The following is a 26,725-nucleotide window of genomic DNA, read 5'->3' on the forward strand; positions in this document are numbered from 1 at the left end:
GATGGATCAATTAATGAAGATGAACTAGAAGACACAGAACAAGTTCAAACAAAAATTAAAATTGGATAATAAAAAATCTCTTAATAATTATTAAGAGATTTTTTTTCAAAATAAGGAGTGATAAATAATGGCTAATGATTTAATGATTAAAGAAAATATTAACAATTTGTTTAATAGTAATCTAGAGTTAATGGAATTTACAAAAAAAATAACACAGCAAAAAAATAAAATAATTATATTTTTAACTTTAGCAATATTTTTAACTTTATATTCTCCAATTCCAACTATTCTTATTTGGTTTAAGAGTTTTGAAAAAGTTTATATTAATATTCTAATAAGTGGTTTATTTCTTGCTTTAACAGTTTTTGGAGTTGTTTTATTTATAATGTCATTTTTGAAATATAAAGCTTTTAAAAAAGTTAATATTAAAACAAAATTGATCAACATTTTATTAAAAGATAATTTTTTAAATAATGTTTATAAAAGTTCATTTTATAAAAATATAAAAAATTGAAATATAAATGAGTTTCATTTAAATATCTTAAATGAAACAACTATTTTTAATAAAACTAAAACAAGTATAGAAAAAAATTATTTAGTTCCTCAAATAGAAAAAATAAAAAATTTAAATTGTATAAGTTTTATTTACAAGGACCATAAAGTAAAGTTTTATATTGATAATCCAATAAAATTTTTAAAAGAACAAGATAAAAATAAAGAAGATTATTTTAATAAAGATATTTATATTTCAAGTGCAATTATTTTAATAGATAATATCTTATTTAATAAAGAATATGATGATGTAATTCTTTATAACAAATCTTGAAAGAAAAACTTTTATAAAACAAACTATAATGACTTTGATAAAAAGTATTGCATAAACTTAAAGCAAGATGATGCAAGAGCAAAAAACTTTTTAAAAGAAGAGTATATTAAAGCTTGAGCAACTTTAAGTTATGATAAGTTATATTCGATAGGAGTGAAGAAAAATATTTACGCTAATATTTTTCAAGTTTCACAAGTGCAATATTTTAATCAAATTGGTTTAATAGACTTTGAAAATTTTATTACTATAAAAAACTTAAAAAACAAGCTAATAAAAAAAGTTCAACTTGATTTAAATATGCTAAGTAACTTATTTTCTTATTTGAAAATTTTTTACTAAATTTTAAAAATAAATTAAAATATATAAAAATTTAATTTGTTATGTTATTATCATTGAGCGTATAAATCAAACTAGGCAAAAGCCTAGTATTTTTACATAGGTGGTTTTTTATGATTAAAGAAAGAAGAAATTTTGAATTAGTAACTGAATATAGTCCAAGTGGAGATCAACCAAGAGCAATCCAGGGTTTATTAAAAGGATTAGAAAACAAAAGAAAACATCAAGTTCTATTGGGGGCAACTGGAACAGGAAAAACATTTACAATGGCAAACATTATAAAAAATATTAATAAGCAAACTTTAGTTTTAGCGCATAATAAAACTTTAGCGATGCAATTGTACATTGAGTTAAAAGAATTGTTTCCAAATAACCGAGTGGAGTATTTTGTTTCTAACTTTGATTTTTATCAACCTGAAGCGTATATTCCTTCAAGAGATTTATATATCGATAAAGATGCAAAAAGAAATAATGACTTAGAAATGATGAGACTTAGTGCAAAGAATGCATTAATAACTAGAACTGATACAATTGTTGTTGCATCAGTCGCTGCAATTTATGCGAGTCAAGATCCTCGTGAATATGGTGAAGTATTTTTTGAATTAAAAGTTGGACAAAAAATTTCTAAAAAAGAATTATTGTCTTTTTTAGTTAGAACAGGTTATATAAGAAATGATAATGCTCTTGCAATGGGAGAGTTTAGTGCAAAAGGAGATATAATTCAAATTGCTCCAAGTTGAACTGATTCATTTAATTTAAGAATATCAATGTATGGCGATGAAATTGAAGCACTAGATATAATGGATGTTTTAAATAACACAGTTAAAGATAAACTAAGAATGTTTACAATTTTTCCAGCAGCAGCTTATGTTACACAATGAGATAAATTAAAAAAAGCAATTGAAAATATTGGTAATGAATTAGAAGAGCGTGTTCAATATTTTTTAGACAAAGGAAAAATTTTAGAAGCAGATCGTTTAGCTAAAAGAACAAAATATGATATGGAAACCTTAGAAGAGTTTGGGGTATGTAGCGGGATTGAAAACTATTCTGCTCACTTAGACTTTAGACCTCCAGGAGTTACACCATTTACATTACTAGATTATTTTGAAAAAGATTTTTTGACAATTATTGATGAGTCACATATGATGATTCCTCAGGTTAGAGGAATGTTTAATACAGATAGAAGTAGAAAAGAAACTTTAGTTGAACATGGTTTTAGATTACCAAGCGCATTAGATAATCGCCCTTTAAACTTTGAAGAGTTTGTAAAAAAATTAAATAATGTAATTTATACTTCTGCAACTCCAGGAGATTATGAATTAGAATTAGCAAATCATGAATATGTTGAGCAGATTATTAGACCAACTGGTTTGATAGACCCAATTATCACAGTGTTGCCCACAACAAATCAAATTGAAGTCATCATCGATAACATCAATAAAGTAGTTGAAAAAAAACAAAAAGTTTTCATCACAGCTTTAACAATTAAACAATCAGAAGACATAACAAGTTTTTTACAAGGAAGAAATATTAGAGTTGCTTATCTTCACTCTGAGTTAAAAACTTTAGAACGTAATGAAGTTTTATCAGATTTAAGAAAAGGTGTTTATGATGTTATTGTTGGAGTTAACTTATTAAGAGAAGGTTTAGATATTCCTGAGGTTAGTTTAGTTTGTATTTTAGAGGCTGACAAACAAGGTTTTTTAAGAAACACAAGAAGTTTAATTCAAACAGTTGGTCGTGCTGCAAGAAACGTTGATGGAAGAGTTATATTTTTTGCAAACTCAATTTCACAAGCAATGAAAGAAGCTATGGAAGAAACGGAAAGAAGAAGAAATATACAAATCGCTTATAATAAAGAACATAACATTACTCCTAAAACTATTATTAAAAAAATTAGTGACTTTGGAATTATGGATTCTAAAATAAGAAGCGAAATAGATAAAATAAATAAATCTAAAAAAGATAAAGCAAAACAAAAAGAAAAGTTAATTGAAGGAATAAGAAAAGAAATGTTACAAGCTGCAAAAGAACAAAATTATGAAAAAGCAGCAGAGTTAAGAGATATTATTTTAGAAATTCAATCAGATTAGGAGAAAAAAAATGAGTTTAGATAAAATTATAGTTAAAGGGGCAAGAGAAAATAATTTAAAGAATGTTGACATCACTATTCCAAAAAATAAGTTAATTGTTTTTACAGGTTTATCAGGAAGTGGAAAATCATCCTTAGCGTTCAACACAATTTATGCAGAAGGAGAAAGAAGATACATTGAATCACTATCATCTTTTTCTAGACAATTTTTAAAATCAACTGAAAAACCAGATGTTGATGACATCGAAGGATTAAGTCCTGCAATTTCAATTGATCAAAAAACTACAAGTCATAACCCAAGATCAACAGTTGGAACGACAACTGAAATTCATGATCATTTAAGATTACTTTATGCAAATGTTGGTACACCTTATTGTATAAATGGACATGGTCCAATTAAAAGTCAATCATTAAAAGAAATAATTAACTCTATAAAAAAAATGACAAGTGACAATGAACAAATTTATATTTTGTCACCAGTTGTTAGAGATAAAAAAGGAACTCACAAAGATTTATTTTCAAGATTGCAAAGAGAAGGTTTTATTAGAGTTCAAGTTAATGGCGAAATAAAAACTTTAGATGAAGAAATTGAATTAGAACAAAATAAAAGACATGATATTGATATTGTTGTTGATCGTTTAGTTTATAAAGTAGAGGATGAAGATTTACAATCAAGATTATATTCTGCGATTGAAATTGGATTGACTTATTCAAATGGTATAATAAAAATAAACTATCCAAATAAAAATAACGAAACAAAACTATACTCAACAAAATATTCTTGTAGTGAATGTGGATTTATGATTCCAAATCTAGAACCAAACTTATTTTCATTTAATAAAAAAGTTGGAGCATGTGAAACTTGTTCTGGTTTAGGAATTAATCTAGAAGCTGATCCTAGTTTAATCATTCCTGATACAAGTTTATCAATTAAACAAGGTGGAATTTTATATTACAAAAATTTAGTAGGTACTCAAAACTTAGAATGACAAGAGTTTAAAATTTTGTGTGACTATTATTTAATTGATATGGATATGCCAATTAGCTCTTTAAGACAAAAACAAGTTGATGTAATTTTATACGGAAGTGATGAACCACTTGAAGTAACTTTAAACTCAACAAGTGGGAATGTTTTTAACAAAATGAATTATACAGAAGGTCTAGCAAACTTAATTGAAAGAAGATATTTAACAACTAAGTCAGAAGATAACAGAAAATTTTATGGTAAGTTTATGTCATCAAGAGTATGTAAAACTTGTAATGGAAAAAGATTAAATGAACTTGCATTATCTGTAAAATTAAACGGACTTAGCATTGCAGATTTTGTTGAGCTAACTATAGAAAATGAGTTAAATTTTTTATTAAATCTTGAATTAACAGATCAACAAAAACAAATTGCTTCATTAGTTTTAAATCAGCTTTTATCAAGAATAAGTTTCTTAAATGAAGTTGGATTAAATTATTTAACCTTAGCAAGAAGCGCAACAACTTTATCTGGAGGAGAGTCTCAAAGAATTAGACTTGCAAAACAATTAGGTTCAAAACTTTCAGGAGTTTTATATGTTTTAGATGAACCTTCGATTGGTTTACATCAAAAAGATAATGATAAACTTATTGCAACATTAAAAAAGCTTAGAGACTTGGGAAATACCTTAATTGTTGTAGAACATGATGAAGATACAATGAAGCATTCTGATTGAATTGTTGACATTGGACCTGGAGCTGGAGTTCATGGTGGAGAAGTAGTTGCACAAGGAAGTTATGATGATATTTGTAATGAACCAAGATCAATTACCGGACAATACTTATCAAAAAAATTATCAATACCTGTTCCAAAAAAAAGACGTGGTGGTAATGGTAAAAAACTAGAAATCATTCAAGCAAGTGAAAATAATTTAAAAAATATTGATGTAACTATTCCGTTAGGAAAGTTTGTAACTATAACAGGGGTTAGTGGAAGTGGTAAGTCTACATTAATGGAAGAAATTATTTATAAAGGTTTAAGAAAAGAAGTTGCAAAAGAATTGATACACCCAGGTAAATATAAAAAAATGAAAGGTACTGAAAACATAGATAAAATTATTTATGTTTCTCAAGATCCAATTGGAAAAACTCCAAGATCAAATCCTGCAACTTATACTTCAGTTTTTGATGATATCAGAGATTTATTCGCAGAAACTCCAGAAGCAAAAATGCGTGGATACAAAAAAGGAAGATTTAGTTTTAACGTTCCTGGCGGAAGATGTGACGCATGTCAAGGTGATGGAGTTGTTAGAGTTGATATGCAGTTTCTTGGTTATGTTGAAGTCATTTGTGAAGTTTGTGAAGGTAGAAGATATAACGAAGAAACTCTACAAGTTAAATATAAATCTAAAAATGTTTGAGATGTTTTATCTATGACAGTAAAAGAGGCTGCAGACTTTTTTGAAAATATTCCTAAAATAAAAGAAAAACTTGATACTATACTTGCAGTTGGACTCGGATATATTAAACTAGGACAAAATGCAACAACTTTGTCTGGTGGAGAAGCACAACGTGTTAAGCTGTCTACTTTCTTATTAAAAAAATCAACAGGCCAAACTTTATTTTTATTAGATGAACCAACAACAGGATTACATGTTGATGATGTAAATCGTTTAATAAAAGTTTTAAATATTTTAGTAGATCAAGGAAACACCGTTTTAACAATTGAACATAACTTAGACTTTATTAAAGTTTCGGATTATTTAATTGATTTAGGACCTGATGGAGGAATGGCTGGAGGGGAAATTCTTGCTACAGGAACTCCAGAACAAGTTGTATTAGCACAAAATAGTTACACAGCAAAATATCTAAGGGAGTACTTAAATGATTAATGTAGAAGAAGAAATTGTTCCGATGAGTTTGTTTTTCAAAAAACAATATAATTTAAAAAAACTATTAGCAGAACAAAAAAATCCACAAAATAATTTTAAAGTTATTAGTGTTGTTGGTACAAATGGTAAAGGATCAACTTCTAATTACATCTATAAAAACTTATACAAAAATAATAAAAGTGTAGGATTATTTTTTTCACCTGCATTTATTTATCACAATGAAAGAATACAAGTTAACAATCAATGAATAGAAGATGAAATTTTATTAAAAATCATTGAAGATAGTAAACCATTATTTGAAAAGTATGAGTTAACTTTTTTCGAAATATGAACTTATATAGCAATAGTTTATTTTAATTTAAAAAAAATTGAATTAGCAGTAGTTGAAGCTGGAATAGGTGGAATGAAAGATGCAACAAGTTTATTTGAAAATCAAATTGCAGTTTGCTTAACATCGATCGGATTTGATCATACAGATGTGTTAGGAAATAAAATAGAAAACATAATAGAAAACAAAATAAAGATTGTTAAAAACAATAATAAAATCTATACAACTATAAACAATTATAAGTATGATGATATTTTTAAATCTTTCGTAAGCAATGAAATTATTTACTGTGAACCAACAAATAATTTAACATACCAAAAGTATAATCAAGGAATAGCAAAAGAAGTCTTAAAGTTATTTAATATTCAGTTTGATGCAAATACTAATGTGCCTTTAGGAAGACAATCAGTTTTAAAGGAAGATCCTAACTTTATTATTGATGGATGTCATAACTTTAATGGAGCAGAAGAACTAGTTAAATCTATTAAAGATTTAGATAAGTATACTATTTTGTTTGCATCAAGCAAAGGTAGAGAAAACAGTGAAATGGTAGCGTTTTTAAAAAGTAAATGCAAAGAATTTTATGTAACTACTTTTGATCATTTTAAAGCCTGAGAGTTAAATCTTGTTAATGAAGATAATAAAGTTTATGATTGAAAACAGTTTTTAAATGATAATATTAATAAGGATATATTAGTGTGTGGTAGTTTATATTTCATACCATTAGTATATAGGTGATTTATGGGAGGTAAATAATGAGTAACTATTATATAATTACTAATGTTATTGGTTTTCTAGGTGTTGCCGCTTTATTTGTCGGAGCATTGGCTTTAGAAAAATTTACTTTTAAAAAAATTTCAGTTAGACATATCACAGTTATGGCAACTTTCGGAGCATCTAGTGTTGTTTTAACTAATTTGGTTGGATATAACATTCCTATTCTGGGAAATGTTAGATTAGCTTTTGGAGATTGAATTATCTTTTTACTAGGAATGATGTTTGGTCCGTTGTGTGGGGTAATATCTGCTATTGCGATTGATACAGTAGGAAATCTAATTCCTAATGCGTTTGGATATCATTCGGGTTATATGATGAACAAATCTATATTAGGAATTTGTGGAGCACTTGTTTTTATATCAAAAAAAGATAACTGAATTATTTTAAAAACAGCCTTGTTCTACGGAATTCCTTATACTTTACAAAGTTTATTATTTAATCAAATTTGAATGATGTCTTGAAAAGGAGAAGCTGCTTGATTAGATATAGTTCCCAAACTAATAAAGCTACCAATTACTTTACCTATTTATATAATAATTAGTTATAGTACTTTCAAAGTATTACAAAAACTACTGGATAGATGACAAACAGAAGATATATGATGTTTTAAAAATAGAAACATGCAAGTCTTAAGTTTAGAATTTGAATAATGGTTATGCCATTATTTTTTTCACAAAAGTTGATATAATAATTAAAGAAAAAAGGATATGGCTTATGAAATTTAAAAAAAGTTATTTTGAAAATAGTTATTGTAAAAATGCTTATAACTCTGCTCAAATTGAAGGGAACAAGTTATCAGCGGTAGTTTTTGAAAAAATTATTTTTCATTTTGACGAAAAAGAAATTTGAAGTGAAATTTATAAAGACTATTCAGTTGATTATAATCCGATTCTTGCGAAATGATATGAAGAAGCATGAGGTTTTAAAAGATCATATTCACTCTTGTATAAAACAATTCAAAATAATAGTCACGATAGACTAGATAAAAATTTAATAAAAGAGTTTCACTTAATCTTAATGGAGTTAGTTAGTAATTTTGAAAAAGAAAATAAAGGTAATTTTAGAAAAGCAAATGTACACATTTCAAATACCTGTGTAAAAAATTCATTTCCTGAGTATATTGAAAAAGATTTAGAAACAGTAATTGATATTTTTTATGAAATGAGAAAAAAAGTAAAGGATTTAGAAAGTAAAATTCAAGCTTTAGCATTTTTACATTGTGGTTTTGAAATCATTCATCCTTTTGCTGATGGCAATGGAAGAGTAGGAAGAATGATATTAACTTTAGAAGCGTTAAAAATGGGTTTGCCTCCAATTTCAATTGATTTTAAAAATAGAATTTTATACTATTTAGCATTACAAAAATCTAGTGGTACATCTAATCCTATTTCAAATTCAGTTATAGAAAGAATAAATATTGATAATCTAATAACAATGCAATCATTGCTGTATAAATCGATAAGGAAAGAACTAAAATTAAATGAAGATAGCGATGATGAAAAAGGATATATGGAATTTAAAAAAGTTGAACCTCATGACTTTAAAAAGGAAAATTGAGAAATTTTAGATAAAAAATATAATCAGTATATCTTAGATGAATCGATTGCTATTTTAGATTTTAAAAAAGTTGTTAAAAAAATGAGAGAAGAATGAACTAAAAAATATGGTTATACATTCAAAGATTAATTAAGTTATAATCTAGAAGTGAGGTATCTTTTATGAGAAAAATTACTGTTAGAAAAGTAGCCGCTAAACTAAACTTAGTAGTTTTGGCTGGTGAAAGTGGATTAGATAATTTTATTCAAGTTTATGGATTAAATCGTGCTGGATTAGAATTAACTGGAAATTTTGAAGAAGGGGAAAAAGCACATAGATTAATCTTGATGTCTACAAAAGAATATAATTATATAATGAAATTTAGTGATGAAGAAAGAAAAGTTAGATACGAAAAACTTTTAAACAAACATATTCCAGGAGTTATTTTAACTAAAAAGTTTGATGATCCTATTTTTGTACAAGTAGGTCACTGTCTTGGAATTCCAATTTTACAAACACAAGCCGAATCTACAAGTGATTTTTCAAAAGATGTTTTAGACTTATTAGATGATTATTTTGCACCAACTACAGAATTACATGCTTCTTTTATAAATATTTTTGGACAAGGTACTTTATTGACTGGAGAATCTGGAATAGGTAAATCTGAGTTAGCGCTTGAGTTAGTTAAAGCAAACCACTTATTTGTTGGAGATGATAGAATTGTTGTGACAAAAAAAGCCGGAGCACTTTATGGTAAGTCGCATCCAATTTTAAAAAACTTAGTTGAAGTAAGAGGAATCGGAATTATTGATGTTGCAAAAACTAATGGTTATAAAGTTATAATGGAACAATCAACAGTTGATTTAATTATTGAATTGTCAATTTTTAAAAAAGATGGAGTAGATGATTCTGAAAGATTAGGACATGATTTTAATACTAAAAATATTTTAGGAATGGAAATTCCATATATAAAAATACCTGTATCTTCAGGAAGAAATATACAAAATATTGTTGAAACAGCTGTATCTAAATTAAAAATTAAAAATAGTGGCCTTTATAAAGATGATGCAGATTTATTAACAGAAAGAATGAGAGATTTTTCAGATGATGAATAGTTTTGCCTATGATAATCCATTATGAAATGCTTGAGTAACAGGACAAGGAGAAGGAGATAATCTTTCTTTTTTATACTCAACTTTTTTAGTAATAGGTACATTTGTTACTTTAATTGCAACTTTTATAACAATTAAATTAAGAAAAATTCCTATGCAAGAATTGATTCATGCAACTTATATTGTTATTGGTTGTGGTGTTTTAGGGGGATCAATTTTTGGAAAACTAGGTACAGGAGTTCCTTTATATAGAGTTGTGTTTATTTGAGAACCAGGAATGAGCTTTTTTGGAGCTTTTTTATGTGGTTTTGTTGGAGGTTTTGCTTTTTTATATGCAAAAAGACATAACAAAAAAATCTCAATTTATGCATATGCTGATTGTATTGTTCCTAATGTATTATTAGGTCAAGCAATTGGAAGATGAGGAAACTTATTTAATCATGAAATTTTAGGTAGAACAACTTCTGTGGAAAAATTACAGTGACTGCCTTCATGAATTTGACAAAGATTATTTTATTATGTAGATCCAGCAACAGGAATGGAAGCAAAAGATTTAGTTTATAAAGAACCATTATTTTTATATGAAATGTTTGGAACTTTAATAAGTTGAGTTGTTATTGTTTTTGTGATTCAAAATTTAGGTAAATGATTTAGTAAAAAACCTTGAATAGTTGACCCTCAAGCATTTCCAATAAAACATCCAATTAAATTAAACCAAATAAAAAATGTTGATACATATATTGATATTAAATATAAACAAGTTTATATAAAGGGAGAAGAGTTATATAAAATGTCTAAAAGACAAGCCTGATTAAAAGCATATTTTGCTTATCAAGCTGATTTAATTGAAGCAAATAAAGCGCAAAAAGTTATTGATGATCATAAAAGTATTTATTTAAAAGCAACAGAGCGATATAAGGTTTTAAAAACAAAATTAAAAGAAGAAATTACAAAAATTGAATATAAATATAAAAATAATAAAATCGATAAAAATGAATTATTAAAACAAAAAAAAGAACTTGCAGCAAAGTTTAAAAATGATAGCGAAAAATCAAGAAGCGAAAAATCAAGATTAAAATCATTTTTTACTTTAAATAGTGAAAAATTATATGAAATAAACAATCCTAATAAATATTTTGTAATTAAATCAGGAGTAATGTCTTCAAGTTATATTATAATTATTGCATTGATTAGAATTATTCTTGACTCATTTAGAACTAATTATGAACTCGCATTTAAATGAAGCCCTGTATTTAACTACTTATCTCTAAGTGGAATTATGTTTCTTGGAATAATCTTTTTAGTAATATCTCAATTTATAGCGCCAAAAAAATGGAGAGAGGAAGGCTGATTATATGAAAAATCCTATTAATAATGATTATGATGTAATTATTGCTGGAGCAGGTCCTGCTGGATTGACTGCTTCAATTTATGCTGTTAGATCTGGAATGAAGGCTGTTGTTTTAGAAAAAGAATTACCTGGAGGAAAAGTTGGGAAGACAGGGGAAATAGAAAATTATCCAGGTTTCGATAAAATTGAAGGTCCTGAATTAGCTTTTAAATTTGTAGATCAAGCAATAAAATTAGGAGCAAACATTGAATACTCTGGATTGAAATCATACAAAAAAGAAGGAAATTCATTTATTGTTCAATTAACTAATGGAAAAACTATAACAGGAACAACTTTAATTTTAGCAACTGGTACAAAAGAAAGGCTATTAAATGTGCCAGGAGAAAAAGAGTTATATGGTAAAGGTGTATCGTACTGTGCGGTTTGTGATGGAGCTAATTTTAAAAATGAAGTTGTAGCAGTTGTTGGAGGAGGATATTCAGCAGTTGAAGAATCTATTTTCTTATCAAGATTAGTTTCAAAAGTACATCTAATTCATAGAAGTCAAAAGTTTAGAGTTGACCAAAAACTTCTAGATAAATTAAAAGCAAATGAAAAAGTAGAATTACATTTAGATAGTGTTGTAAAATCAATTAATGGTCAAAACTCTGTTGAAGGTGTGACAATTCAAAGTCTTTTAGATAATAGTGAAAAAAGCATTGGTATTAAAGCAATATTTCCTTTTATCGGTCAAAATCCTGTTACAGAATTCATTGAACAAACTACAATTTTAGATGAAAATAAACATATTGTAGGTGATGAAAATATGAAAACAACAATTGAAGGTTTATTTGTAGCAGGAGATGTAAGACGTTCCCCATTAAAACAAATAGCAACAGCGGTTTCAGATGGAGCTTTAGCAGGTCAAAATGCAGTTAAATATATTGAAAACCTTGATTAATTTCAAGGTTTTTGTTTTTTGTGATAAAATTTAAAAGTTAGAGGTGATTTATTAATGGAAAAATGAGAGGACAAGTGATTTAGTCCATACGACGCAAATTGATCTGTTAAAAGTGACTATGGACCATTACACATGTACGCATTTTTTATAACTACTGGAGTTATTGTTGCAATTGCACTTGCTGCTTTTCGGTTATGAAGAAGAAGACTGCCAGCACAAGAGATGTTAATAGCAGCAGTTTTTATAGTTCCTTGCGGACTATTTGGAGGAAGCTTCTTTGGTAAGCTTAATGCCAGTGGAGATGATTGATTAAATGGAGAAGGATTCTTTAAATTGTTTGCATTTTGAGAACCAGGAATGTCAATTCACGGAGCTATATTATTTGGAACAATATCTGCATTTTTAATTCTTTATTTTTTAAGAAAAAAACGTAAAATTTCATTATTTACTTATGGAGATTGTATTGCTCCAGGCATTTTGATTAGTCAATCAGTTGGTAGATGAGGGAACTTTTTTAACCATGAATTATTTGGTAGACCTTTAGGTATATATGGTGGAGTAAATTTACCAAAATGATTACAAGATAATTTAACTTATACTTATAATGGACCATCTGGAAATGTTTTAAATGGTGTTACGCTTGAAAATGGGCAACATTATGTGATGCAACCATTATTTTTATATGAATCAGTTGGATTTTTAATAGTGTATTTATGCATTGTTTTAATCATTCCTGGAATTGGAAAATGAATTGGCAAAAAACCTTGAAAAGTAGAACCAAATCAATTCCAATTAAGCTGAAAAGAATCATGAAAAGCACCATTTACTTTCAATAAAGACTCAATTGATAACACTTATTTTGAAATTTGAAGAAATGCTTTTTATACAAAAGTAGAAAAATCAAGAGTAAATTGATATGAACAAGAAAAAAGTAAAATTACAACAAAAAATATTGTGGCAAAAAAATGAAAAGAAGGGCTTTTATTAGATAAAGCTAATAACCCACATGGATATAAATGTGCAAGAGCAGGTGTACAACTTGGAGCATATTTTTTAGGATGAAATATTATAAGATTTTATGTCGAGACAAACAGAAGTGAAGAAGGTTTATTTGTTATGCATAAACCAGAACTTTCACTTGCATTAGTTGCAATTACTGGAATTGTTGGAGTAATAATAATGATATATGCTCAATTTATTGGACCATATTTATTTAGAACTCCAGGATATATTTATGAAAAACCTTATTTCTTTACAAGAGAAGTACTAGAAAAAGATAACAAAATCGCAGATCGAAAAATTAAAAATAGCGTGGTAAAAATGAGTGAGCAATTAGCAATAGAGGCTGAAAGAAAACAACAAGCAAAAGTACAAACTCAAATGAAAAATCAAGATTCTAAAAAAAGAGAAGTTAATAAATCAACTTATGTTAAACATCCAAGTAGAAGAATGCAAATTCAAAGCAAGCGTGCAAAACATCAAAATATCAAAACTCAAGGACTAAATCGAAAAAAAAAATAATTTAATATATTAAGAAGGTGATGCAATGTCTTTTGCAACAACTGTTAAAGAAGAAATACTTGATCATAACTTTGATAAAGAACAAGCAATTATGTTGCTGTCTGGATTTATAAAATATAATGGAGAATTAATTTATACTTTATCAGGTTTTTCTTTGCGTCTCCATTCAAAATCAAATCATGTAATACGAAAAATTTATGAGTTACTAAAAATAGTATATAGTGGAAATATAGAAATATCTATTATTCAAACTCAAATATTAAAAAAAGATAAAGTTTATCAACTTTTATTGACTGACAACGTGATACACTTTTTAAGTAAATATAACTTATATGATATTGATAAAAGTGCTAAAATTATAAAGATTAGTTTAAACGAGGATTTCGATAATAGCTTGGTACGCGCATATATCTCTGGGGTTTTTATTGCCGTTGGCAGCGTCAATAATCCAGATACCGTTAACTATCATCTAGAACTCCAATTCAAAGAAGAAGAATCTGCTATTTATATTAGAGATCTTCTTAATAAATTTGAATTTGGTTTTAAAGTAATCACAAGAAAAAGCAATTATATCTGCTATGTTAAAAGATGTTTAGTTGTTTCTGATTTTTTAAAGTTTATAGATGCTCCTGAAGCAGTTTTAAAGTTTGAAAATACACGTATATCAAGAGACTTTACAAATAATGTTAATCGTATCAATAATATTGATGTTTATAACATTAAAAAAACATCCAAGACTAGTGATAAACAAATTTCACAAATAGAAGCAATTCAAAAGAATAATCTATTTAGTGAATTGTCAGATAAGGCTCAAAAATTGGCCAACATACGTTTGGTTCACCCGGATGCATCATTTAGTCGCTTAGAAGAACTTATGAATGATGAAGGTATTAGTATTACTAAATCTGGTATTAGCAATTTATTTAAAATAATTGCAAAACTATCGGAAAGCATAGGTGAAATTTATGAAAAGTAACGATGTAATAGCTATTTTTAGTCAAAACATGAAAGAGTTAAGAGTGCAAAAAGGCTTAACTCAAGAAGAACTAAGTTTTAAAGCAGGTATCCACAGAAACTATATATCTGATACAGAGCGTGGTCGCAGAAATGTATCACTAAAAGCTGTGGAAAAAATAGCAGCTGGACTTGGAGTTACAATCCAAGAACTATTTAATAATAGTACTATTACTAAATAAATAAAAAATATGCAATACGTGTTTGCATATTTTTTTTAGCTTTTTTCTTTTGATGCTTCAAAACATTTAATTAATATATCTTTAAAGTTATTATGTATTAAAACATTATGACCAGCTTCAGTTGGACCACCAGGAACTATTATTTTATTTATTAAATCATCTAATTTATATTCTTCACTTAAAGCAAAATTAGTTGTCGCTACAATTGTATCTTTAATAAATTCATTTGCTTGTTTTAGATCATAACCACACTCTTTTGCAAATTCTTTAAACCCATTTATAAATTCATAAATAAAAGCAGGTGCACAACCTGTAAGTGCAACAAACCCTGAAAAATTACTTTCCTCAAGCTCATATGCTTTTCCAAAATACTTAATAATATCAATTCCTATATTTATTAAGTTTTTATTAACTCCATAAGTAACATAACCTGTTGATGATTTGCATTCGCTTGCATTCATATTAGGCATAATTCTTACAATGTTTATATTATTTTCAAAATTTAATTTTATAGTATCAATTGTATAAGCATTCAACATTGATATTATTAACTTATTTTTTTGATCATTTAATTTAAAAGTTTTAAAAAAATTTTTTGCGTCACTCGGTCTAAAACCAAGTATAAATATGTCAAACTGATTAAAATTAATTACTTGTTTGTAATCTAAATAATTACATTTATATAAATTTGCTAAGTTTTGTGATTTTTGCTCGTTTCTATTTAATATAAACATTTTATATTTTGTTTTTTCTAGTTTAATCGATAAAGCTTTTAAAATAGCTTCACCCATATGACCAGTACCAATCATAAGTATTTTTTTCATACTAAAATTATAAAATAAAAAAAAAGAAAAAAAAAGCTATTAATTAGTCATATATCATTATTTTTGTCATTTCATCAATTTCTGGATTGATTATAAGATCTGCATAATTAGAATATAAAATATAAGTCTTAAAACCTTTAGACTTTAAGGTCCTATATATATTTAAATCACTTCGGTAGTTACTGTTAATTAGTAAAATTTTTTTATGTTTTTCTAATTTTTTATAGTAGTTATAGTTAAAAGTCATAACTGGTATATTAATAGTATTTTTTATATGATTACTTGCATAAACAAGTGGACCTCTTATATCTACTACTTGTCATTTATTATTTTTTAAAATTTTTAATAATTTATTTGCTGTTTTTACTTTATACTTTTTTTTAAAAGCATTTGAAGCAAATACCTTGCTTATAAATTTAAATACATAATCTAATCATTGCATGCTATCACCTTTAAAAATTATATTATAATTTGATTAAATTAAAACTTTTTAGCAAAAAAATAAATAGGAGAAATCAAGATGTTTAATAATATTATAAAACCTTTTAGACTAAAAAAAGGTGATAGCATTGCAATAGTAAGTTTATCAAATGGAATATTAGGAGAAGATTTTTGTAAATATCAACTTGAAATTGGAACTAAAAGATTAGAAGAGTTTGGATTAAAAGTAAAGTTTATGAATAATACTTTAAAAGGTGAAGAATATATAAAAAGTAATCCACAAAAAAGGGCAGAGGATTTAAAACAAGCATTTTTAGATAAAGATGTAAAAATAATTATGTCAGCTATTGGGGGAGATGACAGTTATAAGATAATACCTTACTTGATGAATGATGAATTTAAATCGATAGTACAAAATAATCCAAAAATATTTATAGGATATTCAGACACAACTAATATACATTTATTTTTAACTAAATTAGGGGTTTCTACAATTTATGGTCATGCTTTTTTAACAGATATTGCAGAATTAGACACAAGAATGCTAGAATATACTAAGAAATCTTTTTTATCATTATTTGAAAATTTCGAAAGTTATGAGATTCTTTCTTCAAACACTTGGTTTGAAGAAAGAAAATCTTTTGATAAATCTGAGTATAAACAACCAAGAGTAGAACATATAGAAAAAGTTGGATATGAGTTTATCAATTTCAAAAAACCTTTAGAAGGAATTTTATATGGAGGTTGTTTAGAAAGTTTTTACTCAATTTTTACAAGCGATCGATATAATGATCAAACAGAGGTTTTTGAAAAATATAATATTCTACCAACTCTTGATGAATGAAAAAAAATTGTTTTATTTTTAGAAACTAGTGAAGAAAAACCAAATGAGATTACTTTTAAAAACATGTTAAAAGAATTTGAAAAAAGAGATATTTTAAAAAACGTAAAATGCTTAATTTTGGGAAAACCTCAAGATAATATATATTATGATGAATATAAAAAAATACTTTTAAAATACTCTCAAAAATATAATTTACCAATAGTTTTAAATATTAATTTTGGTCATAGTTACCCAAAAAATATTATTCCTTATGCAATTAATGTAAAATTAGATAATTATAGTAAAATAATAAAAGCAATAGAAAGAATTTTAAAATCTTAAGCATAGGTTTTAAAAAGGATTTAAAAATGAAAAATATTAGCAAAAGCACTAACAATGACGATGTTCTTAAATACGATAAAATGATTTCAAGATTTTCAGTTGCAATTATTGTAATTGGAGCTTTTGTATTATTACAAGAAATTTGAACACTATATTTTATTGTAAAATTTAGTTTTAAATATGGAATTTGACCTGTTATTTATGCAATGTTTGAATTAAACCAAATAAAATATCTCATAATAGTTCATGTTTTATTTTTTGCTAGTGGATTTTTTGCAATAATATTTGCGTCAATAATTCATAGAAGGTTAGCTGCTAGAAAAGAAGGAAAAATAGTTTATACAAAAGGAATTTTTGTAATGACAATTATAAGTATTTTTTTATGTTTCGGAATACTTTATTTTGCTTATTGAATAGTTTTGTTAGTAAGACAAAATAGATATAAAGGTATTGAGTCAAATGATCAAAAAGAGTCTGACTATTTAGAAAGCAAGATATTTGGTAGTCGAGAAACTGAAAATATATAAAATAACTTTTACATTATAAAAATTGTTTATTTGATATAAACAATTTTTTTTGTTATCCTATAAACTAGGAGGTAAATATAATGAAAAAATTACTTGGATTCTTGAGTGCGGTTTTAGTATCAACTCAAGTATCAGCAGCAACCATTGGATGTTCTCCAGTGAACTCACACAGAAATAAACCAGTTGATTTTCAAAATCCTGATGCTGATGGTGGAACAAATGATTCTACTGCTAGCAATCTAATGAGTACAAGAAAAATGAACTGAGGAAGTATTTTAACAAAAGATTATACAAATACAAGTTCAAGCAAAGCTAGTTATATGAGCTTAAATGGAAAGAGTATTTCAAGTAGAAGTTTAGTAAATGTAGCTCAAGCAGCAGTTCCTGATTCAGATAAACAAATTTCAACTTTAGCAACAAGAGATTTAGTTTCAAATAGATTAGCTAATAAAACTCTATCATTCAATCCATATACAGACATTGGAATTGTAGAAGACAGCACTGAATATTTACTAAAAAATAAAGGTTTAGGTTCTTCTTACAGAGATGATGTAAAATTTGAAAAAAATGCAGATTTAGTAAATAATAAATATAATGATTTAGGATATCTATGAAAAAATAGTGGCCTTTTTAATCAAAATGAAGATGGAATTACACTTGGGTTTATGCAAAACGCAAGCGATGAAAGTGAATTAGTGCCAATGTGAGACGCAGCACCTAATTTAACTTCTAATGAGTCAGCAAAATGATTTCAAGACAGATGAGATAAATGAGTAAAAGAAGAATTGGATACTAAAAAAGTAACTATCTCATTTGGACCTTTTGCAAATTCATTTTGACATGAAGCATACAAAAATAACTATACAGAAGAACAATTAGCAGATAAATTAGCTGAAATATCAACAAAGTATGGAACAAAAAAATTTGACTTTTATTTTGCGGCCCCTTATTTAACTAATACAGGAAGTTATGCAGATTCACAAAGATTATTAGCAGGTGCGCTAAAAATATTACTAGAAAGAGATAATGAATTTGATTTAAGATTATCATTAGTTGTTTCAACAAAGAGTGGTATTTCAAGTGTAATAGCTAGTCAAGGCGGATGAAATGGAGATATAAGTTTAATTGGAAGCGAAGAGTTTCCATTGTACATGTTTACAAAATTTTTAGGGATGAATTTTAGACTTAATTTAGTTCTACCTTATTTAACTTGATCTGATTTCAACACATCTCAATTAAAAGATAAAGAGAATTGAGAAGAACAAATAATGGAATTAGCAATTACTAATACAGAAAATACTTGAAAAACTATCAATCAAAGAGTTAACGGTTCAAATGCCATAAAAATAGATAACGCTTACAGTAGAATGGCTATTACACCTTGAATTGGAAGAAGAGCTGAAAAAGCAATTTATGACTTTAATGCAAAGGATGCAGAAAAGTTAAGAGTATTTGCAAAAGCTAAAAAAATTGGTCAAATTTCAATGTTTTATTTAACAAGAGATTACCCTTCATTATTTGAAAGTAACGGATTAAACGAAGATGCATTAGCTGATAAAAACCCAATCGATCAAAATATAAGATCTGGAAGCGGATATGAGAAATTTACATATGCAAAAGTCTTAACAGGAAAATTATCAGGTACAAGTATACCAGAAGAAGCTACAGGTGAAAATGTTAAATCACTATCTGGTTTTATGGATTATGATAGAGATATTCGTCAAAATACTTCATTAGATGAAATACAAAAACAACAAGGAGCAAGTGGTTGAGATGGTGTAACTGGGGGGAATGAAAATCAATGAAGTGAAGGTCAACCTTCAACAAATGATGGAAACGTTATCGCTCCAACTACTCCAACTGTTTCATCTAAAAACAACTATGTAAGTTGAGAAGATGCTAACCCAAACAGAACTAAAAATGTTACTGAAAAAGCAAAAGAAAATGGTCAAACATATTTCTCACCTTACTTAGATGCTGGATTATATGAAGGAAATAATGTGGATGATATTGTAAAACAAACTGGATTAAATCACTTAACATTAGCATTTGTTCAACAAGTAAATGCACACAATAATAACATTGATTTATCGGTAGCTGGAATTGAAAATAAAGGTGAAGGATATAATTGATGAAAAGAATCAGTATTTTATCAAAAAGCTTTATTACCATTAATTAATTCAAATAATTTTGGAAATATTAAAGTTGCATATGGTGGTGCTACAACTGGTGGATATATTGAAAAAAATCCATGAAACTTAGCATATAAATTAGCTGGAGGAGATATTAATCAAGCAAGTAGTTTACTACAAACAGCTCTTGAAAATTACAATAAAGACTTAGCTGATTTTGCTAGTCAAAAAAGTGGCAAATCATTATCAACACCAAAAAATATTGACTTTGATATTGAAGGAGAAGCTCAACATGATACAACAGGAAATCAAGTATTAGCAAAAACTTTAGCTAATATGAAAAAACAAGATAAATCATGAAACTTCTCAGTTACACTTCCTGTTTTACCATCAGGTTTAACAAGAGATGGATATGCAGTTATGGATACTTTTGTAAAAGCTTACAAAGAAGCGGGATTAAGTTATAATGAAGTTCCTGTAGTTAACTTAATGTTAATGGATTATGGAGATCCAATTTATATTGCAGCTAAAAATGCTGGAAAAACAAATTACGATCTTGCAGTTGAAGCAATTGAAAATACAAAAGAAAATCTTGCAAAATCAATCTTAAATAATTACAAAAAAAGTTCTATTAATAATGGAGAAGTTTACAACCTAATTGGTGCAACACCAATGATAGGGGTAAACGATACAGTTGCTGGAGTATTTACATTAGAAGATGCAAAAGACTTATACAACTGAGCTCAAAATAATGGAATTTCATACATTGGAATGTGATCAATGAACGATGATAGAGGAAAAATTAGCAATATTTCTAGACCAAAATCACTAGTAAGTCACGGACTGGGTTATTTAGGTGAATATGACTTCGCAAAAGCATTTAATGGATCATGAGATGATGGTGTTAAAACACCTAAGAAAAAAGCTTAATTATAAAAATTACCTTAATAGGTAATTTTTTTTATTTATATAGGCTGCATTTTTTAGTCTAGAAGTTCGTAGTTAATTAGCAATAGAAAATTTAGTTTATGTATACCAAAATTTTATTTTTGACCTGCACATATTTTTTTAAACTATGCAGTTTTTGCAATAATATTTTGCTCAACTATTATTAAAATAATTCATGAAATTAAAAAAGCAATTATTATTAAAGGTATGAGACTATTTACTATATTTATTCATTGATTTTTAAAACAAAAAAACAAAATAAATTTTGAGTCAAAAATTAAACATTAAAGGTCAATTAAATACTTGATAAAAAACTATTAGAACATAAAGATATTTAAAATAATATAAACTTATACATATTATTTTAAATATTGTTGTAAAACTCAGCATATTAGTTTAGAATATTATAGTAAGGTTTAAACTATTAAATAAGAATTGGAGGCGAAAAATGATGCTTGAAATGTTCGCAAGTTCTTCTGAAAGATTGCTGGGTAATAGAGTCATTTTTGCGTTTGAAATATTAGCATTAATAATATCTGTTATGATGATAACAATTGGTATGATTCAAAACAAAACTTCTCAAACTGGATTAAGTGCTCTTAACGGGGGAAATGACGAGTTATTCTCTAACTCAAAAGAAAGAGGTTTAGATAAAACTTTATCAATATGAATGTTTAGTCTAGGAATAATTGTTTTTGTTTGTACAATAGCTATTGGTGTAATAACACATGTTGTACTTGTCGAGCCGCAATCTGCTTCTTAATCTTTTTATTTGTAGTTAGAAGGTTGGTAAAATAAATGAATGACCAGGTTTTAGCAATTATAAAAGAAAAAGAAATACTTCACTTAAATGACATAATTAAATTAATAAATGTTGATCAAGAATTAATCACAAATTCTTTAAAAGAATTACAGTATGACTACAAAATTGGATGATCAAAAGATAATGTAGTTTATTTTATCGGACAAAAATATAGAGTCGGATCTTTAAGAATAAATGATCGTGGTTTTGGTTTTGTTAAAGATTTAAATGATCTTGAACAAGATTTTTTTGTACCTCCAGATGCTTTAAAAGGAGCTATTACAACTGATGAAGTTGTTTTTAGTGTATACAAAGAAGATGATAATCGTTATAGAGCAGTAATTGAAGATGTATCTTTAAGAACAAAAACAAATCTAGTTGGAGAAATTCGTCCATCAAGAGATGGCAGATTTTTAGATTTCCATGCAAATGAACCAGGATTTAAAAATTATCGTATTGTAATGGTTAATGCAAAAGACTTTCAACTTAAAAAAGACTTAATAATAAAAGTAAAAATTTTATATGTTAAAGAAAAAAAGTTATTTACAAAAATTCAAAAAGTAATTGGAGATGCTAATAAAGCTGTCGATAGAATAATTTCAATCGCTTATGAATTTGATATTAATCCTGATTTTAATAGACAAACTTTAGATAATGCAGAACTTGTTGCAAAACCAATTGATTATAATGATCCAAAAGTTAGTAGAAGAAAAAATTTAATTACAAACAAAAATTTAGTAACAATTGATGGAGTTGACTCTAAGGATTTGGATGATGCTATTTATGTTGAAAAAACAAATTATGGTTATAAATTATTTGTTGCAATTGCTGATGTAAGTTATTATGTAAAACCATTTTCTCCATTAGATAACTCTGCTTTATTTAGAGGAAACTCAGTTTATCTTGCTAATAAAGTAATTCCAATGTTACCTGAAAAACTATCAAATGGAGTTTGTTCTTTAAATCCAAATGAAGATAAATTATGTATGGTTTCAGAAATGGATTTTGATAATAACGGAAAAATGAAAAGTAAAAAAGTTTATGAATCAATTATGAACTCAAAAGCAAGATTGACTTATTCAGAAGTAAATGAATTATATGAAAAAAACATAAGCTCAAGAAGTCAAGAAATTATTGATATGCTGTTTATAGCCAAGGAATTACATGAGTTAATAGATAAAGAAAGAACTTCAAGAGGTTCAATCGAATTTGATGTTCCAGAACCAAAAATTATTTTAGATAAAGATAGTAACGTTATTGATATACTAGCAAGAGATAGAGGTATTAGTGAAAAACTAATTGAAAACTTTATGGTTAGTGCTAATGAATCTGTTGCAGAAATTATTTTTGAAAAAAACTTGCCTTATGTTTATAGAGATCATGGTGTTCCAAAAGAAGAAAACTTAATTGAATGACATACTAATTTAAAAGCTCTTGGAATAAATGTTAAGTTAACTGAACTAGATAAAATAAATCCAAAAACGATAAGAATGGCATTAGATCAAATATCTTCTCAAGTGAAAGATCAAACCGAAAGAGATGTAATTAATGTAACTTTATTAAAATATATGGAAAAAGCAATCTATAATCTTGAAAATATAGGGCACTTTGGATTAGCAAGTGAATGTTATACTCATTTTACAAGTCCAATTAGAAGATATAGTGACCTAATGGTTCACAGATTCTTAAAACAATACTTAATTGATAAAGATTACAATGAACATAAATTACAATTAAATGAAAAATTTATTGTAAAAGCTTGTTCAATAATTAATGATACTGAAAAAAGAGCGGTTAATGCAGAAAGAGAAGTTAACAAAGTTTGTATGGCTGAATATATGACAAAACATATAGATCAAGAATACGAAGGAGTAATAGCAGCTGTATTAAAATTTGGGCTATTTGTTCAATTACCAAATTGCGTTGAAGGCTTAATTCACATTTCAGAATTACCAGATTTTAAATTTGATGAAAAAACAAATATTTTAATTAATAATCAAAATAAAATTTTTAGACTAGGCCAAAAAGTAAAAATTAAAGTAAAAAACGCAGATGTAAAAAAACGTATTATTGATTTTGTGCTAGTATAATCATTATTAGAAGGAACTTGATTATGGGAGAGCATGTTATATTAAAGAATAAAAAAGCTTATTTCAATTATGAAATATTAGATAGTTGAGAAGCAGGGATTGTTTTAACTGGGCCTGAAATAAAATCGATTAGAGGAAAAGAAGTTTCGATTGAAGAAGCGTTTATTTTAATTAGAAAAGGCCAAGTTGAAATCTTAAATATGAATATTAAAAAGTATGAGTATGCTCATTATGTTAATCAAGATTCAATTAGAAATAGAAAATTATTACTTCATAAACAAGAAATAAAAAAAATATTAAAAAGAATACAGTTAGAAAACTTAACTTTAGTACCATTAAAACTTTATTTTAAAGGAAATTATGCAAAACTAGAGATTGGCTTAGGTAAAGGTAAAAAACTTGTAGACAAAAGAGAAACTATCAAAAAAAGAGATGTCGAAAGACGCTTAAAAAAAATAAAACAATAGGAGTGATTTTATGGAATTAACACATCAAAGAATTATTTATTTAGCTGTTGCTGTTTCTTTTTTAATTTTAATGATTATTTTAATGACTATAAAACTAATTTTAGATAAAAGGAATCGCAATTTAGGAAAAATCACTTTAAAAGAAATTAACTATACAGGTTTAGCTGGAGTATGACAGTTTACAAAAAGACATATTTTCTCTTTTGCTATACTTGCATGTGGTGCATTTGGAATAATTGCCGTTATTATGATGTTTCAATAAAAAATATTAAAAATTTTTTTCAATTTTCTTTTTTTATTTAGAAAAAATTTTATATATGTTAATATAGAAAGTAGAAAGGAAATAGAAATATGTCACAAAACGAAATGACAAAAGAAAAATCTAAGAAAAAGATTAAAAGCGGTCCACCGTCTAAAGGTTCTATTTATTGAAAAAAATTTAGACAATCTAGTGGTGCAACACTTTCTAAATTAAGTAAAGCATTCTTATTACCAATTGCTTTATTACCAATTGCTGGTGTTTTCTTAGGGATTGGTGCAACAATTGTTGCACAAACTACTGAATATTCAGGTTTTTGATATTTAGGTAAAGTTATGAATACAATGGGTGATGTTGCATTTGGAAACTTACCCATATTATTTGCAGTTTCAGTAGCCATTGCATATACTGAAGATTCAGGGGTTGCTGCTATTACTGCGATTGTTGGATTTTTAGTTATGAATGGTATTCAAGCGGCATTATTAAAAGAAAATCATGAAGCTATCTGACAATGAGTTGTTGATGGTGATCAAAACAAAGCGGAAAATGCAGGTAGTGTTTTTCAAAATGGGTGATTTTGAACTGAGGAAAAAAATGCAGCAGGAGATATTATTAAACAAGGTTGACAATCATATGGACCTGCAGAATATAGTTTATTATGATGAAAAGGAATTCCTGCAGGATTAATTACTGCAAATGTTGGTATTAGATCACTAAATACTGGAGTATTTGCTTCTATATTTGTCGGTTTTATTGCTGCTTATATGTATAATAGATTTCATAAAACTCAATTGCCATCATTTATAAGTTTTTTTTCAGGTTCAAAACTAGTTCCAATTATAAATTTCTTTGCAGTTATACCATTATCATTTGCATTTATATTTATATGACCAGCAGTGGGTAAAGGATTAGAATGATTTGGAACAAAATCTGGAGAATTACCAGGAGGTCTTGACTCATTTATTTATGAAATAATTGAACGTTCTCTAATTCCATTTGGATTACACCACGTTTTTTATGCTCCATTATGGTGATCATCAGCAGGAGGATCAATTATAGGTGCATTAGAAAATTATGCAAATAAAAATGACGCTTGAGATAAAACTGATGTTTTAGCTTCTGGTGCAACTATTAGACAAGTTTATGATTATTTAAATAGTTTACCAGATAAAAGTCAATTAATAGGTGATCAATACATGATGTATTGAATCTTAGGGGGTGCAAATAAATTATCTGCATTGTCTGGAATTAATCCTGATTTTGCCTCTAGTAATGCTCCGCTATTAAATTTTAAAGACTTAGAAAAAATGGGACTTAACTTAGGAAGATTTCAATCTGGAAAATTTGGATTTATGTTATTTGGTTTACCAGCAGCTGGACTTGCCATGTGATTGAATGTTCCTAAACAAAACCGAAAATCAGTTATTGGTATTTACTTTTCAGCAGCATTTACTTGTTTCTTAACTGGTATTACTGAACCTATAGAATTCTCATTCTTATTTTTAGCACCTTGATTATTCTATGGAGTACACATGCCACTGGCTTCTATTGCATTTTTATTAGCTGGTTTATTACATGTCCACGTGACAATGACTGTTTCAGGTGGATTTATTGATTACATAGTATTTGGTCTAATTCCACTAAACCTAAAAACTAATGCATTATATGCAATATTAATTGCACTGGTTATGGCGCCCGTCTACTTCTTTGCATTCTTCTTTGCAGTTAAATATGGAAAAGTACAAGTTCCAGGTAGATCTGGCGAAGTAAAACTATTTACAAAAGCAGATGTAAAAGCTAAAAAAGCAGGAAGTACTGGAGAAGCTACAAAAGAAGCTGCCAGAGAAAAAGCTACAAAAATAATTGAATTCCTCGGAGGAGAAGCAAATATTAAAGCTGTTGACTCATGTGCTTCAAGACTAAGATTGACAGTAGTCGATGCAAGTGTTGTTGATAAACAAGGAATTATGGCTCTTGGAGGAGCTTCAGGAATTGTTGCTAAAGGTACAAGTGTACAAGTTGTATATGGTGGAGAACAAGAAGTTATTAAACCATATATGAGAGAAGTTTTAGCAGAACAAAGAAAAGAAGGTCCAAAGGACACAGATACAGTAGAAAAAACAATAAAATAAAAATTAAAAAAATCCTTTTTAGAGGATTTTTTTAATTTGTTAAAAATTTATAAAATTTTTTTCAT

The 26,725-nt window shown here is 27.0% G+C and carries 22 protein-coding genes; 20 read left to right on the top strand and 2 right to left on the bottom strand.

Features of this window, described 5'->3' with window-relative positions; translation table 4 throughout:
- Positions 1–127: 127 nt before the first annotated feature.
- The 12 genes from STABA_RS00760 (at position 128) to STABA_RS00815 (ending at position 14,873) form a co-directional block, all read left to right on the top strand.
- The gene (locus STABA_RS00760) at positions 128–1,165 is read left to right on the top strand and encodes a hypothetical protein (RefSeq protein ID WP_156005549.1); all 1,038 of its coding nucleotides are present in this window, start codon (positions 128–130) and stop codon (positions 1,163–1,165) included.
- Between the two features lie 110 nt (positions 1,166–1,275).
- Complete coding sequence (gene uvrB / locus STABA_RS00765; protein ID WP_156005551.1) at positions 1,276–3,258, top strand: excinuclease ABC subunit UvrB; 1,983 nt, start codon at positions 1,276–1,278, stop codon at positions 3,256–3,258.
- Positions 3,259–3,268: 10 nt separating this feature from the next.
- Entirely contained in the window at positions 3,269–6,112 is a 2,844-nt protein-coding gene (gene uvrA, locus STABA_RS00770; RefSeq protein WP_156005553.1) for an excinuclease ABC subunit UvrA, read from the top strand.
- Positions 6,105–7,196 (top strand): Mur ligase family protein, encoded by a 1,092-nt coding sequence (locus STABA_RS00775; RefSeq protein WP_156005555.1) that lies wholly within the window; start codon positions 6,105–6,107, stop codon positions 7,194–7,196. Before uvrA ends, STABA_RS00775 begins: the two co-directional genes overlap by 8 nt.
- Entirely contained in the window at positions 7,196–7,867 is a 672-nt protein-coding gene (locus STABA_RS00780) for a folate family ECF transporter S component (protein WP_156005557.1), read from the top strand. Before STABA_RS00775 ends, STABA_RS00780 begins: the two co-directional genes overlap by 1 nt.
- 64 nt (positions 7,868–7,931) lie before the next feature.
- Positions 7,932–8,903: a Fic family protein gene (locus STABA_RS00785; protein WP_156005559.1), complete on the top strand. Its 972-nt coding sequence runs from the start codon at positions 7,932–7,934 to the stop codon at positions 8,901–8,903.
- A gap of 32 nt (positions 8,904–8,935) precedes the next feature.
- Positions 8,936–9,868 carry an HPr(Ser) kinase/phosphatase gene (hprK, locus tag STABA_RS00790; protein ID WP_156005561.1) on the top strand — a complete coding sequence of 311 codons (933 nt, stop codon included), beginning with the start codon at positions 8,936–8,938 and terminating at the stop codon, positions 9,866–9,868.
- Positions 9,858–11,237, top strand: coding sequence for a prolipoprotein diacylglyceryl transferase (locus STABA_RS00795; RefSeq protein WP_156005563.1), 1,380 nt, complete (start codon positions 9,858–9,860; stop codon positions 11,235–11,237). Before hprK ends, STABA_RS00795 begins: the two co-directional genes overlap by 11 nt.
- The gene (gene trxB / locus STABA_RS00800; RefSeq protein WP_156005565.1) at positions 11,221–12,156 is read left to right on the top strand and encodes a thioredoxin-disulfide reductase; all 936 of its coding nucleotides are present in this window, start codon (positions 11,221–11,223) and stop codon (positions 12,154–12,156) included. Before STABA_RS00795 ends, trxB begins: the two co-directional genes overlap by 17 nt.
- Before the next feature lie 54 nt (positions 12,157–12,210).
- A complete protein-coding gene (locus STABA_RS00805) occupies positions 12,211–13,677 on the top strand; it encodes a prolipoprotein diacylglyceryl transferase (protein WP_156005567.1) in 1,467 nt (488 codons plus the stop codon).
- 25 nt (positions 13,678–13,702) lie between these two features.
- A complete protein-coding gene (gene whiA / locus STABA_RS00810; RefSeq protein ID WP_156005569.1) occupies positions 13,703–14,653 on the top strand; it encodes a DNA-binding protein WhiA in 951 nt (316 codons plus the stop codon).
- Positions 14,643–14,873 carry a helix-turn-helix domain-containing protein gene (locus STABA_RS00815; protein WP_156005571.1) on the top strand — a complete coding sequence of 77 codons (231 nt, stop codon included), beginning with the start codon at positions 14,643–14,645 and terminating at the stop codon, positions 14,871–14,873. Before whiA ends, STABA_RS00815 begins: the two co-directional genes overlap by 11 nt.
- A 35-nt stretch (positions 14,874–14,908) precedes the next feature.
- Here STABA_RS00815 and STABA_RS00820 read toward each other — a convergent pair whose 3' ends face one another.
- Positions 14,909–15,697, bottom strand: coding sequence for a pyrroline-5-carboxylate reductase family protein (locus STABA_RS00820; protein ID WP_156005572.1), 789 nt, complete (start codon positions 15,695–15,697; stop codon positions 14,909–14,911).
- A gap of 43 nt (positions 15,698–15,740) precedes the next feature.
- Entirely contained in the window at positions 15,741–16,139 is a 399-nt protein-coding gene (locus tag STABA_RS00825; protein ID WP_156005574.1) for a rhodanese-like domain-containing protein, read from the bottom strand.
- 78 nt (positions 16,140–16,217) lie between these two features.
- Between STABA_RS00825 and STABA_RS00830 the strand changes: the two genes are divergently transcribed.
- From STABA_RS00830 to STABA_RS00865, 8 genes are all read left to right on the top strand, one after another.
- Complete coding sequence (locus tag STABA_RS00830) at positions 16,218–17,303, top strand: S66 family peptidase (protein WP_211360462.1); 1,086 nt, start codon at positions 16,218–16,220, stop codon at positions 17,301–17,303.
- A gap of 26 nt (positions 17,304–17,329) precedes the next feature.
- Positions 17,330–17,830: a hypothetical protein gene (locus tag STABA_RS00835; RefSeq protein ID WP_156005576.1), complete on the top strand. Its 501-nt coding sequence runs from the start codon at positions 17,330–17,332 to the stop codon at positions 17,828–17,830.
- An 80-nt stretch (positions 17,831–17,910) separates the two neighbouring features.
- A complete protein-coding gene (locus STABA_RS00840) occupies positions 17,911–20,892 on the top strand; it encodes a glycoside hydrolase family 18 protein (protein WP_156005578.1) in 2,982 nt (993 codons plus the stop codon).
- A gap of 469 nt (positions 20,893–21,361) precedes the next feature.
- Positions 21,362–21,673: a preprotein translocase subunit SecG gene (gene secG, locus STABA_RS00845; protein WP_156007497.1), complete on the top strand. Its 312-nt coding sequence runs from the start codon at positions 21,362–21,364 to the stop codon at positions 21,671–21,673.
- Between the two features lie 35 nt (positions 21,674–21,708).
- Positions 21,709–23,802: a ribonuclease R gene (rnr, locus tag STABA_RS00850; protein ID WP_156005581.1), complete on the top strand. Its 2,094-nt coding sequence runs from the start codon at positions 21,709–21,711 to the stop codon at positions 23,800–23,802.
- 23 nt (positions 23,803–23,825) lie between these two features.
- Positions 23,826–24,269, top strand: a complete 444-nt coding sequence (gene smpB / locus STABA_RS00855; protein WP_156005583.1) for an SsrA-binding protein SmpB — start codon at positions 23,826–23,828, stop codon at positions 24,267–24,269.
- 10 nt (positions 24,270–24,279) lie between these two features.
- On the top strand, positions 24,280–24,531 hold the full coding sequence (locus STABA_RS00860; RefSeq protein ID WP_156005585.1) for a hypothetical protein: 252 nt from the start codon (positions 24,280–24,282) through the stop codon (positions 24,529–24,531).
- Positions 24,532–24,620: 89 nt separating this feature from the next.
- Positions 24,621–26,660 (top strand): PTS transporter subunit EIIC, encoded by a 2,040-nt coding sequence (locus STABA_RS00865; protein ID WP_246157334.1) that lies wholly within the window; start codon positions 24,621–24,623, stop codon positions 26,658–26,660.
- Positions 26,661–26,725: the final 65 nt, after the last annotated feature.

It is taken from the genome of Spiroplasma tabanidicola (assembly GCF_009730595.1).
GTDB lineage: Bacteria > Bacillota_I > Bacilli_A > Mycoplasmatales > Mycoplasmataceae > Spiroplasma_A > Spiroplasma_A tabanidicola.